At 58.0% G+C, this 17,000-nt stretch carries 18 protein-coding genes and 1 tRNA gene; 6 read left to right on the top strand and 13 right to left on the bottom strand.

Going from position 1 to position 17,000, the window contains the following annotated elements; genetic code table 11:
- Positions 1 to 4: 4 nt before the first annotated feature.
- The 5 genes from ACWKWM_RS17280 to ACWKWM_RS17260 all read right to left on the bottom strand — a co-directional run bounded on the left by ACWKWM_RS17280 (position 5) and on the right by ACWKWM_RS17260 (position 4,302).
- On the bottom strand, positions 5 to 946 hold the full coding sequence (locus ACWKWM_RS17280) for a ribose-phosphate pyrophosphokinase (protein ID WP_483837577.1): 942 nt from the start codon (positions 944 to 946) through the stop codon (positions 5 to 7).
- Between the two features lie 47 nt (positions 947 to 993).
- Positions 994 to 1,068: transfer RNA gene (locus ACWKWM_RS17275), tRNA-Gln, on the bottom strand.
- 34 nt (positions 1,069 to 1,102) lie between these two features.
- The gene (gene ispE, locus ACWKWM_RS17270; protein ID WP_483847338.1) at positions 1,103 to 1,906 is read right to left on the bottom strand and encodes a 4-(cytidine 5'-diphospho)-2-C-methyl-D-erythritol kinase; all 804 of its coding nucleotides are present in this window, start codon (positions 1,904 to 1,906) and stop codon (positions 1,103 to 1,105) included.
- 49 nt (positions 1,907 to 1,955) lie between these two features.
- Positions 1,956 to 2,573 carry a lipoprotein insertase outer membrane protein LolB gene (lolB, locus tag ACWKWM_RS17265; RefSeq protein ID WP_483847301.1) on the bottom strand — a complete coding sequence of 206 codons (618 nt, stop codon included), beginning with the start codon at positions 2,571 to 2,573 and terminating at the stop codon, positions 1,956 to 1,958.
- Positions 2,574 to 2,577: 4 nt separating this feature from the next.
- Positions 2,578 to 4,302 (bottom strand): tetratricopeptide repeat protein, encoded by a 1,725-nt coding sequence (locus ACWKWM_RS17260; RefSeq protein ID WP_483847300.1) that lies wholly within the window; start codon positions 4,300 to 4,302, stop codon positions 2,578 to 2,580.
- A 255-nt stretch (positions 4,303 to 4,557) separates the two neighbouring features.
- On the opposite strand from ACWKWM_RS17260, the gene hemA reads away from it, so the two are divergent.
- From hemA to ACWKWM_RS17230, 6 genes are all read left to right on the top strand, one after another.
- A complete protein-coding gene (hemA, locus tag ACWKWM_RS17255; RefSeq protein ID WP_483847299.1) occupies positions 4,558 to 5,835 on the top strand; it encodes a glutamyl-tRNA reductase in 1,278 nt (425 codons plus the stop codon).
- On the top strand, positions 5,832 to 6,914 hold the full coding sequence (gene prfA / locus ACWKWM_RS17250) for a peptide chain release factor 1 (RefSeq protein WP_483847298.1): 1,083 nt from the start codon (positions 5,832 to 5,834) through the stop codon (positions 6,912 to 6,914). Before hemA ends, prfA begins: the two co-directional genes overlap by 4 nt.
- Positions 6,915 to 7,748, top strand: coding sequence for a peptide chain release factor N(5)-glutamine methyltransferase (gene prmC, locus ACWKWM_RS17245; protein ID WP_483847297.1), 834 nt, complete (start codon positions 6,915 to 6,917; stop codon positions 7,746 to 7,748).
- Positions 7,742 to 8,497: a molybdopterin-synthase adenylyltransferase MoeB gene (locus ACWKWM_RS17240; RefSeq protein WP_483847296.1), complete on the top strand. Its 756-nt coding sequence runs from the start codon at positions 7,742 to 7,744 to the stop codon at positions 8,495 to 8,497. Before prmC ends, ACWKWM_RS17240 begins: the two co-directional genes overlap by 7 nt.
- Positions 8,498 to 8,508: 11 nt before the next feature.
- On the top strand, positions 8,509 to 9,309 hold the full coding sequence (murI, locus tag ACWKWM_RS17235; protein ID WP_483847295.1) for a glutamate racemase: 801 nt from the start codon (positions 8,509 to 8,511) through the stop codon (positions 9,307 to 9,309).
- A 116-nt stretch (positions 9,310 to 9,425) separates the two neighbouring features.
- Positions 9,426 to 9,944 (top strand): acyloxyacyl hydrolase, encoded by a 519-nt coding sequence (locus ACWKWM_RS17230; RefSeq protein WP_483847294.1) that lies wholly within the window; start codon positions 9,426 to 9,428, stop codon positions 9,942 to 9,944.
- A 104-nt stretch (positions 9,945 to 10,048) separates the two neighbouring features.
- Here the strand turns inward: ACWKWM_RS17230 and ACWKWM_RS17225 are convergent, their stop codons facing one another.
- The 8 genes from ACWKWM_RS17225 to phrB all read right to left on the bottom strand — a co-directional run bounded on the left by ACWKWM_RS17225 (position 10,049) and on the right by phrB (position 16,994).
- Entirely contained in the window at positions 10,049 to 10,357 is a 309-nt protein-coding gene (locus ACWKWM_RS17225) for a YkgJ family cysteine cluster protein (RefSeq protein ID WP_483847293.1), read from the bottom strand.
- A gap of 184 nt (positions 10,358 to 10,541) precedes the next feature.
- Positions 10,542 to 11,063, bottom strand: coding sequence for a DUF2878 domain-containing protein (locus tag ACWKWM_RS17220; RefSeq protein ID WP_483847292.1), 522 nt, complete (start codon positions 11,061 to 11,063; stop codon positions 10,542 to 10,544).
- On the bottom strand, positions 11,056 to 12,318 hold the full coding sequence (locus tag ACWKWM_RS17215) for a class I SAM-dependent methyltransferase (protein WP_483847291.1): 1,263 nt from the start codon (positions 12,316 to 12,318) through the stop codon (positions 11,056 to 11,058). Before ACWKWM_RS17215 ends, ACWKWM_RS17220 begins: the two co-directional genes overlap by 8 nt.
- The gene (locus tag ACWKWM_RS17210) at positions 12,305 to 13,105 is read right to left on the bottom strand and encodes a DUF1365 domain-containing protein (RefSeq protein WP_483847290.1); all 801 of its coding nucleotides are present in this window, start codon (positions 13,103 to 13,105) and stop codon (positions 12,305 to 12,307) included. The genes ACWKWM_RS17215 and ACWKWM_RS17210 overlap by 14 nt, the downstream gene beginning before the upstream one ends.
- Positions 13,102 to 14,349, bottom strand: coding sequence for an NAD(P)/FAD-dependent oxidoreductase (locus tag ACWKWM_RS17205; RefSeq protein WP_483847289.1), 1,248 nt, complete (start codon positions 14,347 to 14,349; stop codon positions 13,102 to 13,104). Before ACWKWM_RS17205 ends, ACWKWM_RS17210 begins: the two co-directional genes overlap by 4 nt.
- A complete protein-coding gene (locus tag ACWKWM_RS17200) occupies positions 14,346 to 15,134 on the bottom strand; it encodes an SDR family NAD(P)-dependent oxidoreductase (RefSeq protein WP_483847288.1) in 789 nt (262 codons plus the stop codon). The genes ACWKWM_RS17205 and ACWKWM_RS17200 overlap by 4 nt, the downstream gene beginning before the upstream one ends.
- Positions 15,131 to 15,556: a nuclear transport factor 2 family protein gene (locus tag ACWKWM_RS17195; protein WP_483847287.1), complete on the bottom strand. Its 426-nt coding sequence runs from the start codon at positions 15,554 to 15,556 to the stop codon at positions 15,131 to 15,133. Before ACWKWM_RS17195 ends, ACWKWM_RS17200 begins: the two co-directional genes overlap by 4 nt.
- Positions 15,549 to 16,994, bottom strand: coding sequence for a deoxyribodipyrimidine photo-lyase (gene phrB, locus ACWKWM_RS17190; protein WP_483847286.1), 1,446 nt, complete (start codon positions 16,992 to 16,994; stop codon positions 15,549 to 15,551). The genes ACWKWM_RS17195 and phrB overlap by 8 nt, the downstream gene beginning before the upstream one ends.
- Between the last annotated feature and the right edge of the window lie 6 nt (positions 16,995 to 17,000).

Here is a 17,000-nt window from a genome sequence, read left to right as displayed (position 1 = left end):
ACCCTTAGCGGAACATCGCGCTGATCGATTCTTCGTTGCTGATGCGACGCATCGCCTCAGCGACAACCGGAGCGATATCCAGTTGGCGGATACGACTACAGGCTTGTGCAGCAGCGGACAACGGAATGGTGTTAGTCACCACCAGTTCGTCCAGCACGGAACTTTCGATGTTCTCGATGGCGCGACCAGAGAGAACAGGGTGCGTGCAGTAAGCGAAAACCTTGGCCGCGCCGTGTTCTTTCAGGGCTTTTGCCGCATGACACAGAGTGCCGGCGGTATCGACCATGTCGTCGACGAGAATACAGGTACGTCCTTCGACGTCGCCGATGATATGCATCACTTCTGAGTGATTGGCTTTCTCGCGGCGCTTGTCGATGATCCCGAGATCCACGCCCAGAGACTTCGCCACAGCACGTGCACGCACGACGCCGCCGATATCAGGGGAAACGATCATCAGGTTTTCAAAGCGTTGGTCTTCGATGTCGTCCACCAGAACAGGGGAGCCATAGATGTTATCTACAGGAATATCGAAGAAGCCCTGGATTTGGTCAGCGTGCAGATCGACGGTGAGCACACGGTCGATACCGACAACGGTGAGCATGTCAGCAACGACTTTCGCGCTGATAGCCACACGCGCAGAACGCGGACGGCGATCCTGACGGGCGTAACCAAAGTAGGGGATTACAGCAGTGATACGAGTAGCCGAGGAGCGGCGGAAGGCATCAGCCATCACGACGAGTTCCATCAGGTTATCGTTGGTCGGAGCACACGTCGGCTGAATGATGAAGACGTCTTTACCGCGGACGTTTTCATTGATCTCAGCGGTGATCTCGCCGTCGGAGAACTTACCGACAGAAATGTCACCGAGTGGGATATGCAGCTGACGTACGACACGCCGAGCCAGATCGGGGTTAGCGTTCCCCGTAAAGACCATCATCTTGGACACGCGCAGTACCTGCCGGCTGAGGGTATACCTGGATGAGTATAGGAAAATGGCAGGGGCGGCTGGATTCGAACCAACGCATGGCAGGATCAAAACCTGCTGCCTTACCGCTTGGCGACGCCCCTGTAGCGATGTTGCCGAGTGCCCAGCACTCGTTTCTTAGAACAGACTCTGTAACGTGCGGTGTAACATCGAAATGTTACTTCCTTTCGCTACGAACCCTGTAAGGGTCTCTGTCAGAAGGGCCGAGACTTTATCAGCTTCAGCTTTGTTTGGGAAGGCCCCAAACACACAACTTCCAGTTCCAGTTAATTTTGCTTCGGTAAATTTACCTAACAAATTCAAAGCGTTACGAACAGCTGGATAACGCCTCTCTACAACTGGCTGACAGTCATTTCGACTGTTTCCCTCGAGAACGGGGCGCACTTTAATGGGAGGAGTGTCACGTGTCAACAGCGGATCTGAAAAAATTTCTGCTGTACTTACAGATACTTGCGGAACAAGCACCAGATACCACGGTTCTTCGGGGGTTACCGGCGTCAGTATCTCTCCAACGCCTTCGGCGAAAGCGGCCCGACCACGCACGAAAACCGGCACGTCGGCGCCTAACGTCAGGCCCAGAGCGGCCAGGCGATCTTCATCCCAGCCAAGATTCCACAGGTGATTGAGCCCCAGCAAAGTAGTTGCCGCATCGGAGCTGCCACCGCCGATTCCGCCGCCCATGGGCAGCACTTTTTTCAACCAGATATCGACGCCGAGCGAACTGCCCGACTGTTTTTGCAGCGAACGCGCGGCTCGAACAATCAGATTGCTGTCGTGGGGAACATCAGGAATGTCTGTTTGAAGACGAATCTCACCATCGTCGCGCACAGCGAAACTCAATTCATCCCCGTAATCCAGAAATTGAAACAGCGTCTGCAGCTCGTGATAGCCGTCAGGGCGACGACCGAGGATATGCAGCATCAGATTGAGTTTTGCAGGAGCTGGAAGAGTCAGGCGCGGCTGAGACACGTTATTGCCCCAGCTTGCGCGGTTGCCAGTCCTTGACGACCAGCGTGACGTCCAGATCTTTGCCGTGCAGTTTCATCCGCTCTGGCAGCCAGTAGCCGTTCTGTTGGGTGTAACTGAGGTATTCGATCTGCCAGTCGTCCTGCACCAGATTCGACAGGCGACTATCGCCATCAAGCGTCAGCGTGCTCTTGGTGTCGGGGGCGGGTAAGCCGCGAACCCACCAGACCAGGTGCGAAACCGGCAGCTTCCAGCCCAGTTGCGCTTCGAGCAAAGTTTCCGGATCTGGCGCTTCGTAGCGACCCTGATTGGCCACTTCCAGCGCCACGGCGCCAGGCCGACCGGTCAGGCGCGCAGCACCACGACCCAGCGGGCCGGACAGCCGAATGTCGTAGTAATCCTGACGTTGCAGCCAGAACAAGGTGCCGCTTCCGGAATCCTTCGGTGCGCGGATGCCAACCTTGCCGTTGATCTGCCAGCCATCAAGGCTGCTCAGTTGTTGTTTGTGTGCCTGCCATTGTTTGGCGTTGCCCTGGCCTTGCACGGCTTCGTGGGAACCAATGCCGGCGCAGCCAGCGAGCAGGGCGATGAAGCTGAATACGATTACGTGGCGCAATAACATAAATTCAAAGGGTCTCTGATCCGGTCAGGCGCTTGATGGTGCTGCGCAGGACTGGACTGTCAGGTTGCTGTTCAAGGGCTTTGCCCCAGACTTTACGTGCTTCGCGTTGTTCGCCCTTGGCCCACAGAACTTCGCCCAAGTGAGCGGCGACTTCATGGTCGGGGAAGCGTTCGAGCGCCTGACGCAGCAGGCGTTCGGCTTCATCCAGATTGCCCAGGCGATAGTTGACCCAGCCCAGACTGTCGAGCACGGCCGGATCGTCGGGGTTCAGCGCATGTGCGCGTTCGATCAATTCCTTGGCCTCGGCGTAGCGCGTGGTGCGGTCCGAAAGGGTGTAACCCAGCGCGTTCAGGGCCATGGCGTTATCTGGCTCGCGCTTGAGGATGGTGCGCAGATCCTTCTCCATTTGCTGCAGGTCGTTGCGCTTTTCAGCCAGCATTGAGCGCGTGTACAGCAGATTGAGGTCATCCGGATATTGCTTGAGCGCCTGATTCAACACCTGCCAGCCACGGTCGGCCTGGTTGTTGTTGGTCAGCGTCTCGGCTTCCACCAGGTACAGCTGAATGGCGTAATCCGGCTGATCAGTGCGGGCCTGGGCCAGACGCTTCGAGGCTTCGGCCGTGTTGCCGTTGCTCATCAGAATATCGGCCTGACGCAATTGCGCGGGCAAATAATCGTTGCCTGGGCCGACCTGGGAGTATTCGCTCAGCGCGGTCTGCGGATCATCGCGCTCTTCGTAGATGCGCCCCAGATTAACGTGGGCCGAATCGACGTGACTGCCGCGAGCGACCAGATCTTCCAGGTAGCCCTGCGCTTCGTCCCACGCTTTGGCTTCCAGGCAGACCAGCGCCAGGGAATAACGTAGCTCGTCGTCATCCGGGTATTGCTGAACCAGGCTGGAGAACTGCACTTTGGCGTCTTCCATTCGGTTTTGCTCGACCAGCGTGCGGGCATAGGTCAGGCGCAGACGCTTGTCGTCAGGGTACTTCTTGATGCTTTTTTCCAGCAGCGGAATCGCTTCCTTGCCGCGATTCATGCTTTGCAACAAGCGCGCGTGCAACAGGATCGGCGCAACTTCGCCTTCATTCGGCGGATTGTCTTCCAGCAGTTTCAAGGACGCGGCGCTATTACCTTCCTGCTGCAACAGCAACGCCTTACCGAAGATCAGCTGACCGTTTTTCGGATATTTGCCCAGCAATCGGTCGAAGCTCGTCAACAGGCCCTTGCGGGTGTTCGAGTCGGTCTCAGCTGCGGAGAGAGCGAGAAAGTCGAAGTGCGTATCGCCCTGGCCCTGCAGGACTTTCTCCATGTAGCGCATGGAGTCGTCGTAGCGTCCGGACCTTGCCAGTTGAATGGCTGCGGCGCGTTGCGCTTCAAGATTGGTCGGGTCGTTTTTGGCCCAGATCAGCGAAGTGTCCAGCGCGGCCTGATCGGCGCCCAGGTATTCGGCGATGCGAAAAGCACGCTCGGAAATCCCCGGGTCCTGGGTGTTGACCGCCTGTGTCACGTAGTTGTCCAGCGCAATGTCGAAGCGATTGCGCTGGCCTGCCAGTTCGGCGGTCAACAGGCTGACGACTGTATCCGGGGTGAACGAGCCGTAGACCTGAGGCTTGGCCTCTGGCGCGGGAGTCGTCTCTTTCGCCGCAGGTGTCTGCGGAGAAACCGTGGCCGTGTTTTGGCAGCCACCAAGAGCGATTAGGGCAACGAACAGCGCGGAGGATTTATTCATATAGAAGAGAGGGCGACTACCTGCGGTTTGGAAGCATCATGACACAAGGCCGGGAGCAAACCCACAGGCCGCGCGAAAAGTAAGGCTTTGCAATAAGCGTTCTGCACTTGGACAAATTGTCGCAGTCAGACACCTAAAGCGGACCTCTATAGGGACAATAGCCCTGGCAGGTCGTTCTGAATGTATTGCAGTGGTTGTCCTGAATCTATCGAAGTAGGACAATTGCCGGCTTCACGTCACCATCAGCGACCTTGAATGGCCTTTCTTGCTCTGGGTATCAACCATAAGACTGCTTCAGTCGATGTCCGCGAGCGCGTGGCATTTACCCCTGAGCAGCTGGTTGAAGCATTACAGCAGCTGTGTCGTCTGACCGAAAGTCGCGAAGCCGCTATCTTGTCGACCTGCAATCGCAGTGAGCTCTATATAGAGCAGGACAGCCTCACCGCCGACGTCATCCTGCGTTGGCTGGCTGATTATCATCACCTCAATGTCGACGAACTGCGGGCCAGCGCTTATGTGCATGAGGAGGGCGCCGCCGTTCGCCACATGATGCGCGTCGCCTCTGGCCTTGATTCGCTGGTACTGGGCGAGCCGCAGATTCTGGGACAGATGAAGTCAGCTTATGCCGTGGCACGGGAGGCGGGCACGATCGGGCCGCTGCTGGGGCGCTTGTTTCAAGCGACGTTCAGCGCGGCCAAACAGGTCCGCACCGATACAGCCATTGGCGAGAACCCGGTATCGGTCGCATTCGCCGCCGTCAGTCTGGCCAAACAGATATTCAGTGATCTGCAACGCAGCCAGGCATTACTGATCGGCGCTGGCGAAACCATCACGCTGGTCGCCCGGCACCTGCACGAGCTGGGCGTAAAGCGTATCGTCGTCGCCAACCGCACGTTGGAGCGCGCCAGCATGCTGGCGGAACAGTTCGGTGCTCACGCGGTGCTGCTGGCCGACATCCCGGCGGAACTCGTCAATAGCGACATCGTCATCAGCTCCACAGCCAGTCAATTGCCGATCCTGGGCAAGGGCGCGGTCGAAAGCGCACTGAAACTGCGCAAGCACAAACCGATCTTCATGGTCGATATCGCAGTACCACGCGACATCGAGCCGGAAGTCGGCGAACTTGATGACGTCTACCTTTATACCGTCGATGATCTGCACGAAGTCGTCGCCGAAAACCTCAAGAGCCGACAAGGCGCGGCGCAGGCAGCTGAAGAGCTGGTCACGCTCGGCGTCGACGACTTTATGTCGCGACTGCGAGAACTGGCAGCAGTCGACGTGCTCAAGGCGTATCGTCAGCAAAGCGAAAGGCTGCGCGACGAAGAGTTATTGAAGGCCCAGCGCCTGCTGGCCAACGGCGGTAACGCCGAAGATGTGCTGGCAGTTTTGGCTCGTAGCCTGACCAACAAACTGATGCATGCGCCAAGCGTGCAACTCAAAAAGCTGTCTGCCGAAGGTCGCGTCGATGCGCTGGCCATGGCTCAGGAACTCTTTGCCCTCGGTGAGGGCTCCACGGATAAACCCCCGCAATGAAAGCTTCACTGCTCAATAAGCTGGACATCCTCAGTGATCGTTTCGAGGAACTGACCGCACTGCTTGGCGATGCCGAAGTCATTTCCGATCAGACCAAATTCCGCGCCTATTCGCGTGAGTTCTCTGAAGCCGAGCCCGTGATTGCAGCCTATAACCAGCTGCTCAAGGTGCAAGGCGATCTTGAGGGCGCGCAAGCGTTGCTCAAAGACAGCGACCCTGACATGCGCGAGATGGCGGGCGAGGAAGTGCGCGAAGCCAAAGAACAATTGGTGGTCCTGGAAAGCAGCCTGCAGAAGATGCTGTTGCCCAGAGATCCCAACGACGGGCGCAACGTGTTTCTGGAAATCCGTGCTGGAACCGGCGGCGACGAAGCTGCGATTTTCTCCGGCGACCTGTTTCGCATGTACTCGCGCTATGCCGAGCGTCGTGGCTGGCGCGTCGAGATCATGTCCGAAAACGAAGGCGAGCACGGCGGTTTCAAGGAGGTCATCGCCCGGGTCGAAGGCGAAAATGTCTATGGCAAACTCAAATTCGAGTCCGGCGCGCACCGTGTACAACGGGTGCCGGAAACCGAATCTCAGGGACGTATACACACCTCAGCCTGTACCGTGGCGGTGTTGCCTGAGCCGGATGAGCAACAGGCGATCGAGATCAATCCTTCGGACCTGCGCGTAGACACCTACAAATCCTCGGGCGCTGGCGGTCAGCACGTCAACAAGACTGACTCGGCGATTCGCATTACCCACTTGCCTTCAGGCATTGTGGTGGAATGTCAGGAAGAGCGTTCGCAGCACAAGAACCGGGCGCGAGCCATGTCCTGGCTGTCGGCCAAGCTCAACGATCAGCAAACCAGTGCGGCGGCCAACGCCATCGCCAGTGAGCGTAAATTGTTGGTGGGTTCGGGAGATCGTTCCGAGCGCATCCGCACGTACAACTTTCCACAGGGGCGAGTGACGGACCATCGCGTGAATCTGACGCTGTATTCGCTGGATGAAGTTTTGGCCGGCGGAGTCGATGCAGTGATAGAGCCGTTACTTGCCGAGTATCAGGCAGATCAACTTGCGGCACTGGGTGAGTAAATGACCATTATCGCCAGCTTGTTAAGAAGCGCCGAGCTACCGGATTCTCCAACGGCGCGTCTGGATGTCGAGTTGTTGCTGGCAGCAGCTTTGGGCAAACCGCGCAGTTTCCTGCACACGTGGCCCGAACGCATTGTCAGCAGCGAGGCGGCGCATACCTTCGAAGCCTACCTGCGCAGACGTCGTACCGGCGAGCCGGTGGCCTACATTCTGGGGCTGCAAGGTTTCTGGAATATCGACCTCGAGGTCGCCACGCACACGCTTATTCCGCGTCCAGAAACTGAAATGCTCGTGGAAACAGCGCTGGAATTATTGCCAGGCGCGATCCCTCATCGGCTGCTGGACCTGGGCACCGGCACCGGCGCAATCGCGTTGTCGCTGGCAAAGGATCGTCCGCAATGGACCATCACAGCGGTTGATCGGGTGGACGAAGCGGTCGATCTGGCCGAGCGTAATCGTCAGCGTCTGAACCTGGACAACGCAGCCGTGATGAAGAGCCACTGGTTCAGCGCGCTGGAGCGTCAACGCTTCGACCTCATCATCAGTAATCCGCCGTATATCGCGTCTGGTGACCCGCATCTGGCTCAGGGCGATGTGCGTTTCGAGCCCAGCAGCGCATTGGTTGCAGGCGTCGACGGCATGGATGATTTGCGCATCATCGTGTCCGAAGCCACTGCGCATTTGGAGCCGGGCGGCTGGTTGCTGCTTGAGCATGGCTACGATCAGGGGGCCGCAGTGCGCGACCTGCTCAACGGCCACGGTTTCGAACAGATTCAGACCCGCCGTGATCTGGGCGACAACGAGCGCATCACGTTCGGGCGCGTGCCGTGCTGACCGATCAGGAACTGTTGCGCTATAGCCGACAGATCCTCCTGCAGCATGTAGACATCGAAGGCCAGTTGCGGCTCAAGCAGAGCCGGGTACTGATCGTCGGCCTTGGTGGGTTGGGGTCGCCCGTCGCGCTGTACCTTGCAGCCGCAGGCGTCGGCGAGCTGCACCTGGCGGACTTCGATACCGTTGACCTTACCAATCTGCAACGGCAGGTCATCCACGACAGCCACAGTGTCGGGGTCAGCAAAGTCGATTCGGCCATCGCACGCCTCACCGCGATCAATCCTGAGGTCAAGCTGCTGGCCCATCGCACCGCGCTGGATGTCGATTCTCTGGCCGCAGCGGTCCAGGCAGTGGATTTGGTGCTGGACTGTTCGGACAATTTTTCCACCCGTGAGTCTGTGAACGCTGCGTGTGTTCAGGCCCGCAAGCCTTTGGTCAGCGGCGCGGCCATTCGACTGGAAGGCCAGCTTTCGGTTTTTGATTCGCGCCGCCCGGAAAGCCCCTGCTACCACTGCCTGTATGGGCACGGCAGCGAGACAGAACTCACGTGCAGCGAAGCCGGTGTGATTGGCCCGCTGGTGGGATTGGTAGGCAGTTTGCAGGCGCTGGAAGCGCTGAAATTGCTCGCCGGTTTCGGCGAACCACTGGTGGGGCGTTTGTTGTTGATTGACGCGATGAGCACACGCTTTCGCGAACTCAAGGTCAAACGCGATCCGGGATGCAGCGTGTGTGGCGGCGTTGATGCGTAAGGCGCTCGAACATGTCTAGAAGCAGCGACGCGCCCGTCGGCGTCTTTGATTCTGGCGTTGGAGGCCTGTCGGTGCTGGGCGAGATTCACCGCCTGCTGCCCAATGAATCGATGCTGTACGTGGCCGACTGCGGTCACATTCCCTATGGCGAAAAGACCCCTGAGTTCATTCGCGAGCGTTGCGTGGTCATGGCCGAGTTCTTCCGTGCGCAAGGTGCGAAGGCCTTGGTCCTGGCCTGCAACACAGCGACCGTCGCAGGCGTGGCTGATCTTCGTGAGCGTTATCCGGATTGGCCTATCGTGGGCATGGAGCCTGCGGTCAAACCCGCAGCGGCCGCGACTCGCAGTGGTGTCGTCGGCGTGCTCGCCACTACCGGCACCTTGCAAAGTGCGAAGTTCGCCGCTTTGCTGGATCGCTTCGCAGCTGACATTCAAGTCGTCACCCAGCCTTGTCCGGGGCTGGTTGAACTGATCGAAACCGGCGACCTGACCAGCCGCACCATTCGCCGCTTGCTTCAGGGCTATGTCGAGCCGCTGCTGGCGGCAGGCTGCGATACGATTATTCTGGGCTGCACGCATTACCCATTTCTCAAACCGCTGCTGCGTGAAATGGTCCCCTCGTCAATTACCCTGATCGATACCGGTGGCGCAGTGGCTCGTCAATTGAAGAGCTTGCTCATGCAAAACGATCTGTTTGCGTGTGGTCGTGCGCGTCCAACTGAATTCTGGACGAGCGGCGACCCAGATAATTTCAGAAACATCTTACCGGTACTATGGGAAACGTCTGACAGTGTGCGAAGCTTCACTTCGTGAAAAAAACGTGAAAGGCACTGTGTTTCGCTGAACTAATGTTCAGTGGCAGATTTCTACAGAAAGTCTGTTTTAGATAAAAAAATCCGATTACTGCATTCGAAAATAGGATGTTTCAGATGAAGCGACTGTTTTGTTTGGCTGCGATTGCGGCCGTTTTAACGGGGCAAAGTGCGATTGCACAGGCTGATGGTGTTGAATTCTCGGTTGGGGAAACCGGCGAATCGACGATGACCTATCGCCTGGGCGCCCAATTTGATTGGGACAAAAGTTGGTGGCAGACCGGTGTTGGCCGTCTGACCGGCTATTGGAGCGGGGCTTACACCTACTGGGAAGGCGACAAGAATTCCAGCAATAACAGCCTGTCGTTTTCACCGGTCTTTGTTTACGAATTCTCCGGCGAAAGCGTGAAGCCTTACATTGAGGCGGGTATTGGCGCAGCGGTGTTTCAACGCACCGAAGTCGAAGGCAACAAGTTGGGCAGTGCGTTTCAGTTCGAAGACCGTATTGGTTTCGGTCTGCGCTTTGCTGGTGGCCATGAAGTCGGCATCCGCGCGACTCACTACTCAAATGGTGGCATGACCACTAACAACGATGGTATCGAGAGCTACGCGCTGCACTACACCATGCCGTTCTAAGCGTCGGAACTGTAGGAGCGAACTTGTTCGCGAGGCGATCCATCTGGTGCATCGCATCAAGGCTCGCCAACAAGTTGTCTCCTACAGATACGCGGCCAGCCATTTCACCGATACGCCGTCAAAATCCCTTCTCGCTCCACCAGACACTCCGGTGCACCCATTTCGAATTCCCGGCATATCAGCGGGCGTCTGTCGTAAATGGTGCACATCATCGTGTCGCGATCCAGCGCCGCGCACCAGCCGTCGTCCAGACGCAGCATCACTTCGCCGCCCCAGTCATCGGTATCGATAAAACGTTCAGGCACACCGGTGTCGGTGATCAGCATGACCTCCAGCTGACAGCAACAGGCTGCGCAGGTCGAGCAGGTCACGACAGGTTCGACGGGGACTTGGAAAACGGGGATCGGGTTCATGGGCGGCAGTGTAAAGCAGCGGCTGATGGAGAAGTCATTGATCTGACGGGTGATCGCCTGACTACGAACTTGCAGGAGTTGCCGAGCAGCGCGAGGCTGCGATCTCGGTACACCTGACACGCCTCATCGCAGCCTTCGTAACCTCGGCAGCTCCTACAGGTTTCTTGGCTGCTGGATGACAGAGTTAATGTTTCGCAATCGGCGATGCGCGGAAATACCCAGCCAACCCATGCAGACACGGAAACACGATCGCCCATACCGCAGCCAGAATCAGCATGCTCGGCCAGGAGCCCAGCGGCAGGGAAACCGCCGCCATCTTCGATCCCGCGAAATACGACAGCGGGCCGCCAACCGCGCCAAGCACGCTGGCCAGCCACCACGGCCGCGCGGACCAGGCCAGGCAATGATCCAGCGTGGTCGCCAGTAGCGGCCATAGCAGCGCAAGCCATAACGGAATCAGCACACTGGCATCGCCGAAATCGAAAACGCCGAGCTTGAGTAGCGCGCTATCGAGCGCTGAGCCCAACGCGAAGACGACGATCATCAATTTGCTCTCGGCTCGCCAAGAGCCGATCAGCGCCAGATGCAGCGCGATGACTGCAAGCGTGGCGAACAGTCCAAATGCATTGCCGCCCAGCACGCAGGCAAACCAGCCCAGTTGAAACAAAACCGCATTGACGATGCGTTTAGCGGCAACACTAAGCATCAAAACGACCCAGTAGTGGCTCCGGCATCGCCTGAGGCTTGGCCAGCAACAGTTGCGCCGTGCCGATGGTGCGTTCCAGAAAGCCGCCCTCGCAGTAGCACAGATAAAACTCCCACAAGCGCAGGAAGTAATCGTCGTAGCCAAGCTCTGCGAGATACCCATGGGCATGACGGAAGTTGTCGTGCCACAGGCGCAGCGTGCGCGCGTAGTGCAGGCCGAAGTCTTCCATGTGCAGCAGGTTCATGTCGGTGTCGCGCCCGACAATGTCGAGCATGCCAGCCACCGAGGGCAGGGCGCCGCCGGGGAATATGTAGCGCTGGATAAAGTCGACGCTACGCTTGGCCTGCTCGTGGCGTTGTTCACGAATCGTGATCGCCTGGATCAACATCAGCCCGTTGTTTTTGAGCAACTTGGTGCACTGCTTGAAATAGGTCGGCAGAAAGCGGTGGCCCACCGCTTCGATCATCTCGATGGACACCAGCTTGTCGTACTCGCCGGTCAGGTCGCGATAATCCTCCAGCTTCAGCGTGATGCGGTCTTGCAGGCCGAGTCCGGCCACACGCTTTTCGGTGTAGGCGAACTGCTCTTTGGAGAGCGTGGTGGTGGTAACGCGACAGCCGTAATGTTGTGCAGCGTAGATCGCCATGCTGCCCCAGCCGGTACCGATTTCTAGCAAATGGTCGGTGGGCTTGAGCGCAAGCTTCTGGCAAATGCGTTCCAGCTTGTTCAGTTGCGCCTGTTCCAGTGTGTCGTCGGGGCTCAAGAACTGCGCGGCGGAATACATCATGGTCGGGTCGAGAAACTGCTCGAACAGGTCGTTGCCCAGATCGTAGTGCGCGGCAATGTTCTTTTGCGAGCCCTCGCGTGTATTGCGGTTAAGCCAGTGCAGCCCCTGAACAAAAGGACGACCCAGCCGAGCCAGTCCGCCCTCCAGTGCATCGAGCACCTCAAGGTTGCTGACGAAGACGCGAATCACCGCTGTCAGGTCCGGGCTGGTCCAGTGGCCGTGAATAAATGACTCACCGGCACCAATGGAGCCGTTGCTGGCGACCAGCCCCCAAATGGCGGAATCCTGAATATGTATTTCACCCTGAACCTTTGCGCCGGCCATGCCGAACACGCGACGCTCGTCGCCTTCGATAACGACCAATTGCCCGTGCCGCAGATGCGAAAGCTGACGCAAAACGCCGCGTCGCAAAATACCGGCGGTGAAGTTATTGGTGCTGAGCCCGGCACTAACGCTACTGCTTTTCATGGCGTCGATCCTTGTATTGCGCGGCGGCACTGCGAAATTCGCCATCGGCGGCCTGATGGGAAAAAATTGGCATGCGTTTGACGAGCAGGCGCACCGCTTGCCAGTAAATTGCCGCACACGTCTTGGCTGTCATCCACGGGAAACTGAGCAAATGACGATGCAACGCGGTTCGGCTCAGGGGTTGGCGTTGCAAGTTGAGGGTTGCGTCGAACACCTTCAGCTCGCCCTGCCAGTCGGCCATGTGCACGCCCAGACGTTCGCCGGGCTGGCTGAAACTCATGCGGTATTCGAGGTCGCGGGGCAGAAATGGCGAGACGTGAAACGCCTTGGCCACGGCGAAGTGCTGATGGCCTTGGTCGCCTGCGGGCAGCACATAGTGATATCGCTCGCGCCACGGCGTGTTGGTGACTTCACAGAGAATCGCTGCTAACGATCCGTCCCGCTCGAAACAGTAAAAGAAGCTCACCGGATTGAACGACAAGCCCCAGCTGCGCGCTTGTGTCAGCAGGCAAATGCGCCCGAGCGGGGCGCGGCCCAGTGCATCACTGACGATCGAGCGCACTGCGCCAATCAATGAGATGCCACGCCCGGTGTACTGGCGCAGATAATCGCAGGGCCGGAACGAAAACGGCGCGAAGCGGCTTTCCCCTGCCAGCGGCGACATCTTTAGCACTGCGTCCTGCTCCTCCAGATCCAGATACAGCATGCCGATGCGATAGCTGAAAAAGTGGGCCTTTGGCGAGAAACGCCGATGGCTGATCACGCCGCTGTACAGGGCGCTGTTCACAGGCTTTCTCCGAACGCCGACGCGACGCGCAAGGCGCTGACCACGCCGTCTTCATGGAAGCCGCTCGCCCAATAGGCGCCGCAGTAATAGGTGTGTTGTTGGCCGTGGACTTCCTGCCAGCGTTCCTGTGCGGCAATGCCTTTCAAGCTGTATTGCGGATGCGCATAGCGATAGCGGGCGAGGATTTTCGAGGGATCGATGGAAGGCGTCTGATTGAGGCTCACGCAAAACGTTGTTTCGCTGTCCAGCCCTTGCAGGATGTTCATCGCGTAGGTGACCGCCGCTGATTGATCGCCAGCGCCGCCCAATCGATAGTTCCAGCTGGCCCAGGCCAACTCGCGCTCAGGCAACAGGCTGGCATCGGTGTGCAACACGACGTCGTTATCGGCGTAGGGCAGGGCACCGAGGATTTCCCGTTCGGCAACACTTGGCTCGGCCAGCATCGCCAACGCCTGATCGCTGTGGCAGGCGAAGATCACTTTATCGAAGCGTTCGCTGCCAGCGCTGCTGTGAATCACAACGGCCTCTTCATCGCGCTCGACTCGGTAAACCGGGCAATCCACGCGAATCCGATGTTTGAACGATGCAGTCAGTGGCGCGATGTAGCTACTTGATCCACCCTCGATCACGCACCATTGCGGGCGGTTGCTGACCGACAACAAGCCGTGGTTCTTGAAGAAGCGCACGAAAAACTGCAGCGGGAACGCCAGCATGTCAGCCAAGGACATCGACCAGATCGCCGCACCCATGGGCACGATGTAATGGTTGGTGAAGCGGCGGCCATAGCCCCCGGATTTCAGGTAGTCGCCCAAGGTGGTGTCGGCAGCGATGCGCTGGTGTTGCAGGTCATCGAGCGCCTGTTTGTTGAAGCGCATGATGTCGCGCAGCATCCCCCAAAAGCTTGGGGAAAACAGGTTGCTGCGTTGGGCGAACAAGCTGTTGAGGTTGTTGCCGTTGTACTCGGTGCGCGATTCGGGGTCGGTGACAGAGAAGCTCATTTCGGTGGGTTTGAACGCGACGCCAAGCTTGCCCAGCAAGCGGATGAAGTTGGGGTAGGTCCAGTCGTTGAAGACGATAAAGCCGGTATCGATGGCGTGGGTCTTGCCGTTGACTGACACGTTAACCGTGTGGGTATGCCCGCCAACCCAGCTTTCAGATTCGAAAACGCTGATGTCGTGGTTGCGATTCAGCAGCCAGGCGCTGGTGAGCCCGGATATGCCGCTGCCGATAATCGCAATCTTCATTGCGCGCTCCCGCTTTCGCTGGACGCTTGGCTGGCAGAGCGTGTCATGCGTTTGCCAATGGCCAGCTGAACGCGTTCGGGCAACAGAGCCAGCAGTTTGAGCACCGTGATAAACGGCCAGGGAAACGAAATCTCCAGCGGGCGACGTGCAACTTCAAGGCGTTCGAAAATGTAACGCCCGGCTTTCTCGGCGGACCAGCGCATGGGCATTGGAAAATCGTTTTTTGCAGTCAACGGCGTGTCGACGAACCCAGGACTGACGATGGTGACGTCAATGCCTTCTTCGGCCACATCAATGCGCAACGATTGGAACAAATAGCGCACGCCAGCCTTTGAAGCGCCGTAGGCTTCGGAACGTGTCAGCGGCAAAAACGCTACCGAACTGGCCACGCCCACCAAGTGAGGACGATGACCCAGACGCAGCAGGATCAGCGCCTCTTGAATGCAGTACGACGTCGCGATCAAATTGGTGTGTATGACGCGTTCCATCATTGCGGCATCGAACTGCTTGGCATCGATGTACTCACAGGTCCCCGCGTTGAGTATCACGGTATCCAGTGCACCCCAGATCTCGGCGATTCGATCGCCTATGGCGCTGACTTGCATGCCGTCGCTGATGTCGCCGGGCACCAGCAGCACTTGATTCGGGAAGCGTTTGTCCAGCGCTTCGAGCGGTGCCAGCGAGCGTGCGGTAAGTGCTAGCTGGTGGCCGGCCTTGAGCAATTCTTCAGCCAATACCAGACCAATGCCGCTGCTTGCACCGGTAAGCCAGATACGTCGCTTCATGCCAATCTCCTTTTCAGCCAGCGGATTGCCCTGCCCATGATTGGCAAGTGCTCGTAGAGCATCGCGCCCGCGTCGAAGAAATCGCGGTGCTGAAACACTCGGTTTTCGCTCCACAACAAATGCGAGCAGCCTTGAACCTGAATCGTGTTGCCGCCGTTCAAGCGCGGGTGCGAGTAATTCATCGTCCAGCGTAAATAGCCTTTGCCTTCGCGCACTTGATCGAAGGCATGAAAATCGAACCTCAAGTTCTGAACGTTCGCGTACAGCTCCGCGAAGTAGGCGTGCAGATCACTCAGGCCCTGGACTTCGTGCATCGGGTCGGCGAACGCAATGTCATAGCTATAGAGCTCGGGAAGGCCCTGAAGATTGTTTTTATCAAGGGCCGCGAAACCCTTGGCAAATTCACGGAGGAATTCAGTCATGGGTTTCGCTCGCCTCTTGAAGGTGAGGCAGGGACTTGAACGCAGCCAATGCACGCGCTCTGCTGCTCTTGAGGTCAACGATGGGCGCCGGGTAGTCGGCATCACCGAACAAACCGCCTTGGGTCGCCGGGTTGTGGATGTCTTTTTTGTTCCTCGCCGCCAACTCCGGTACCCAGTGCTTGATGAACACACCTTGTGGGTCGAAGCGTTCCGACTGGCTCAGCGGGTTGAAAATCCGGAAGTAGGGCGATGAATCAGTGCCTGTCGATGAGCTCCACTGCCAGCCGCCGTTGTTGGCGGACAAATCGCCATCGATCAGGTGTTGCATGAAAAAGCGTTCACCGTCGCGCCAATCGAGTAGCAGGTTTTTACTGAAAAACATCGCCACGACCATGCGCAGCCGGTTGTGCATCCAGCCGGTTTCCAGCAGCTGACGCATCGCTGCGTCGACAATCGGGAAGCCTGTACGGCCCTGCTGCCAGGCTTCCAGATCCTTGGGTGACTTGCGCCATTTGACGGCTTCGGTGTCGGGGCGGAAGGCGCGATGGCGCGACACCCTGGGAAAGCCAGTCAGTACGTGTTTGTAAAATTCGCGCCACAGCAGCTCGTTGATCCAGGTGATCGAGCCTGGATTGCCGGTTTCGAATTCGCCCTGATTGCTGCTCAACGCCGCGTGCAGGCACTGGCGTGGTGAGATGACCCCGGCAGCAAGATAAGCCGACAGCTGGCTGGTGCCAGGTTTCGCCGGGAAATCACGCTCGTCCAGATAGTGCTCGATCTGCGCATCGGCGAAGGTTTCCAGACGCCTGCGCGCTTCTTTCTCGCCTGCTGGCCAAAGTTTGCTCAGAGCGTCAGGCGGTGTGGCGAAGCCATTGACCTGATCAGGAATGTCGTCGCTGGCGATATGCAGAGGTTTCTGTTTACCCGGCAGACGCACCAGCGGCGGCACGCCATGATGCAGGCGGGCGTAACAGACCTTGCGAAATTGAGTGAAGACTTTGAAGTAACTGCCCGTCTTGGTCAGCACGCTGCCAGGCTTAAAAAACACCTGATCCAGATGGCTCTGGAAATGCACGCCGGCCTCACTCAGTGCAGTCTGCACTTCGTCATCGCGACGGGTTTCGTTGATCCCGTACTCTTCGTTGACGTGGACCTTTTCGATTGCGTGTTCTTTGCACAGCTTCAACAGTGCGGCGGGGACTTTGTCCCACAGGTCTGCATGAACAATCAGCAGCGGCACATTTAGGCTGGCCAGCGCAGCTTTGAGCTCCACCAGATTGCGCAGCCAAAAGTCGACCTTACAGGCGGCGTCGTCGTGACTCCTCCATTGTCCTGGACTGATCACATAAACAGCCACCGTCGGCCCCTGCTCCATGGCAGATGCGAAAGCGGTGTTGTCGTGAACGCGCAAATCGCTGCGCAGCCATATCAGTTGCATGTTCAT

The organism is Pseudomonas rosaeacicularis (assembly GCF_057128745.1).
This window is presented reverse-complemented; position numbering and strand designations above follow the sequence as displayed.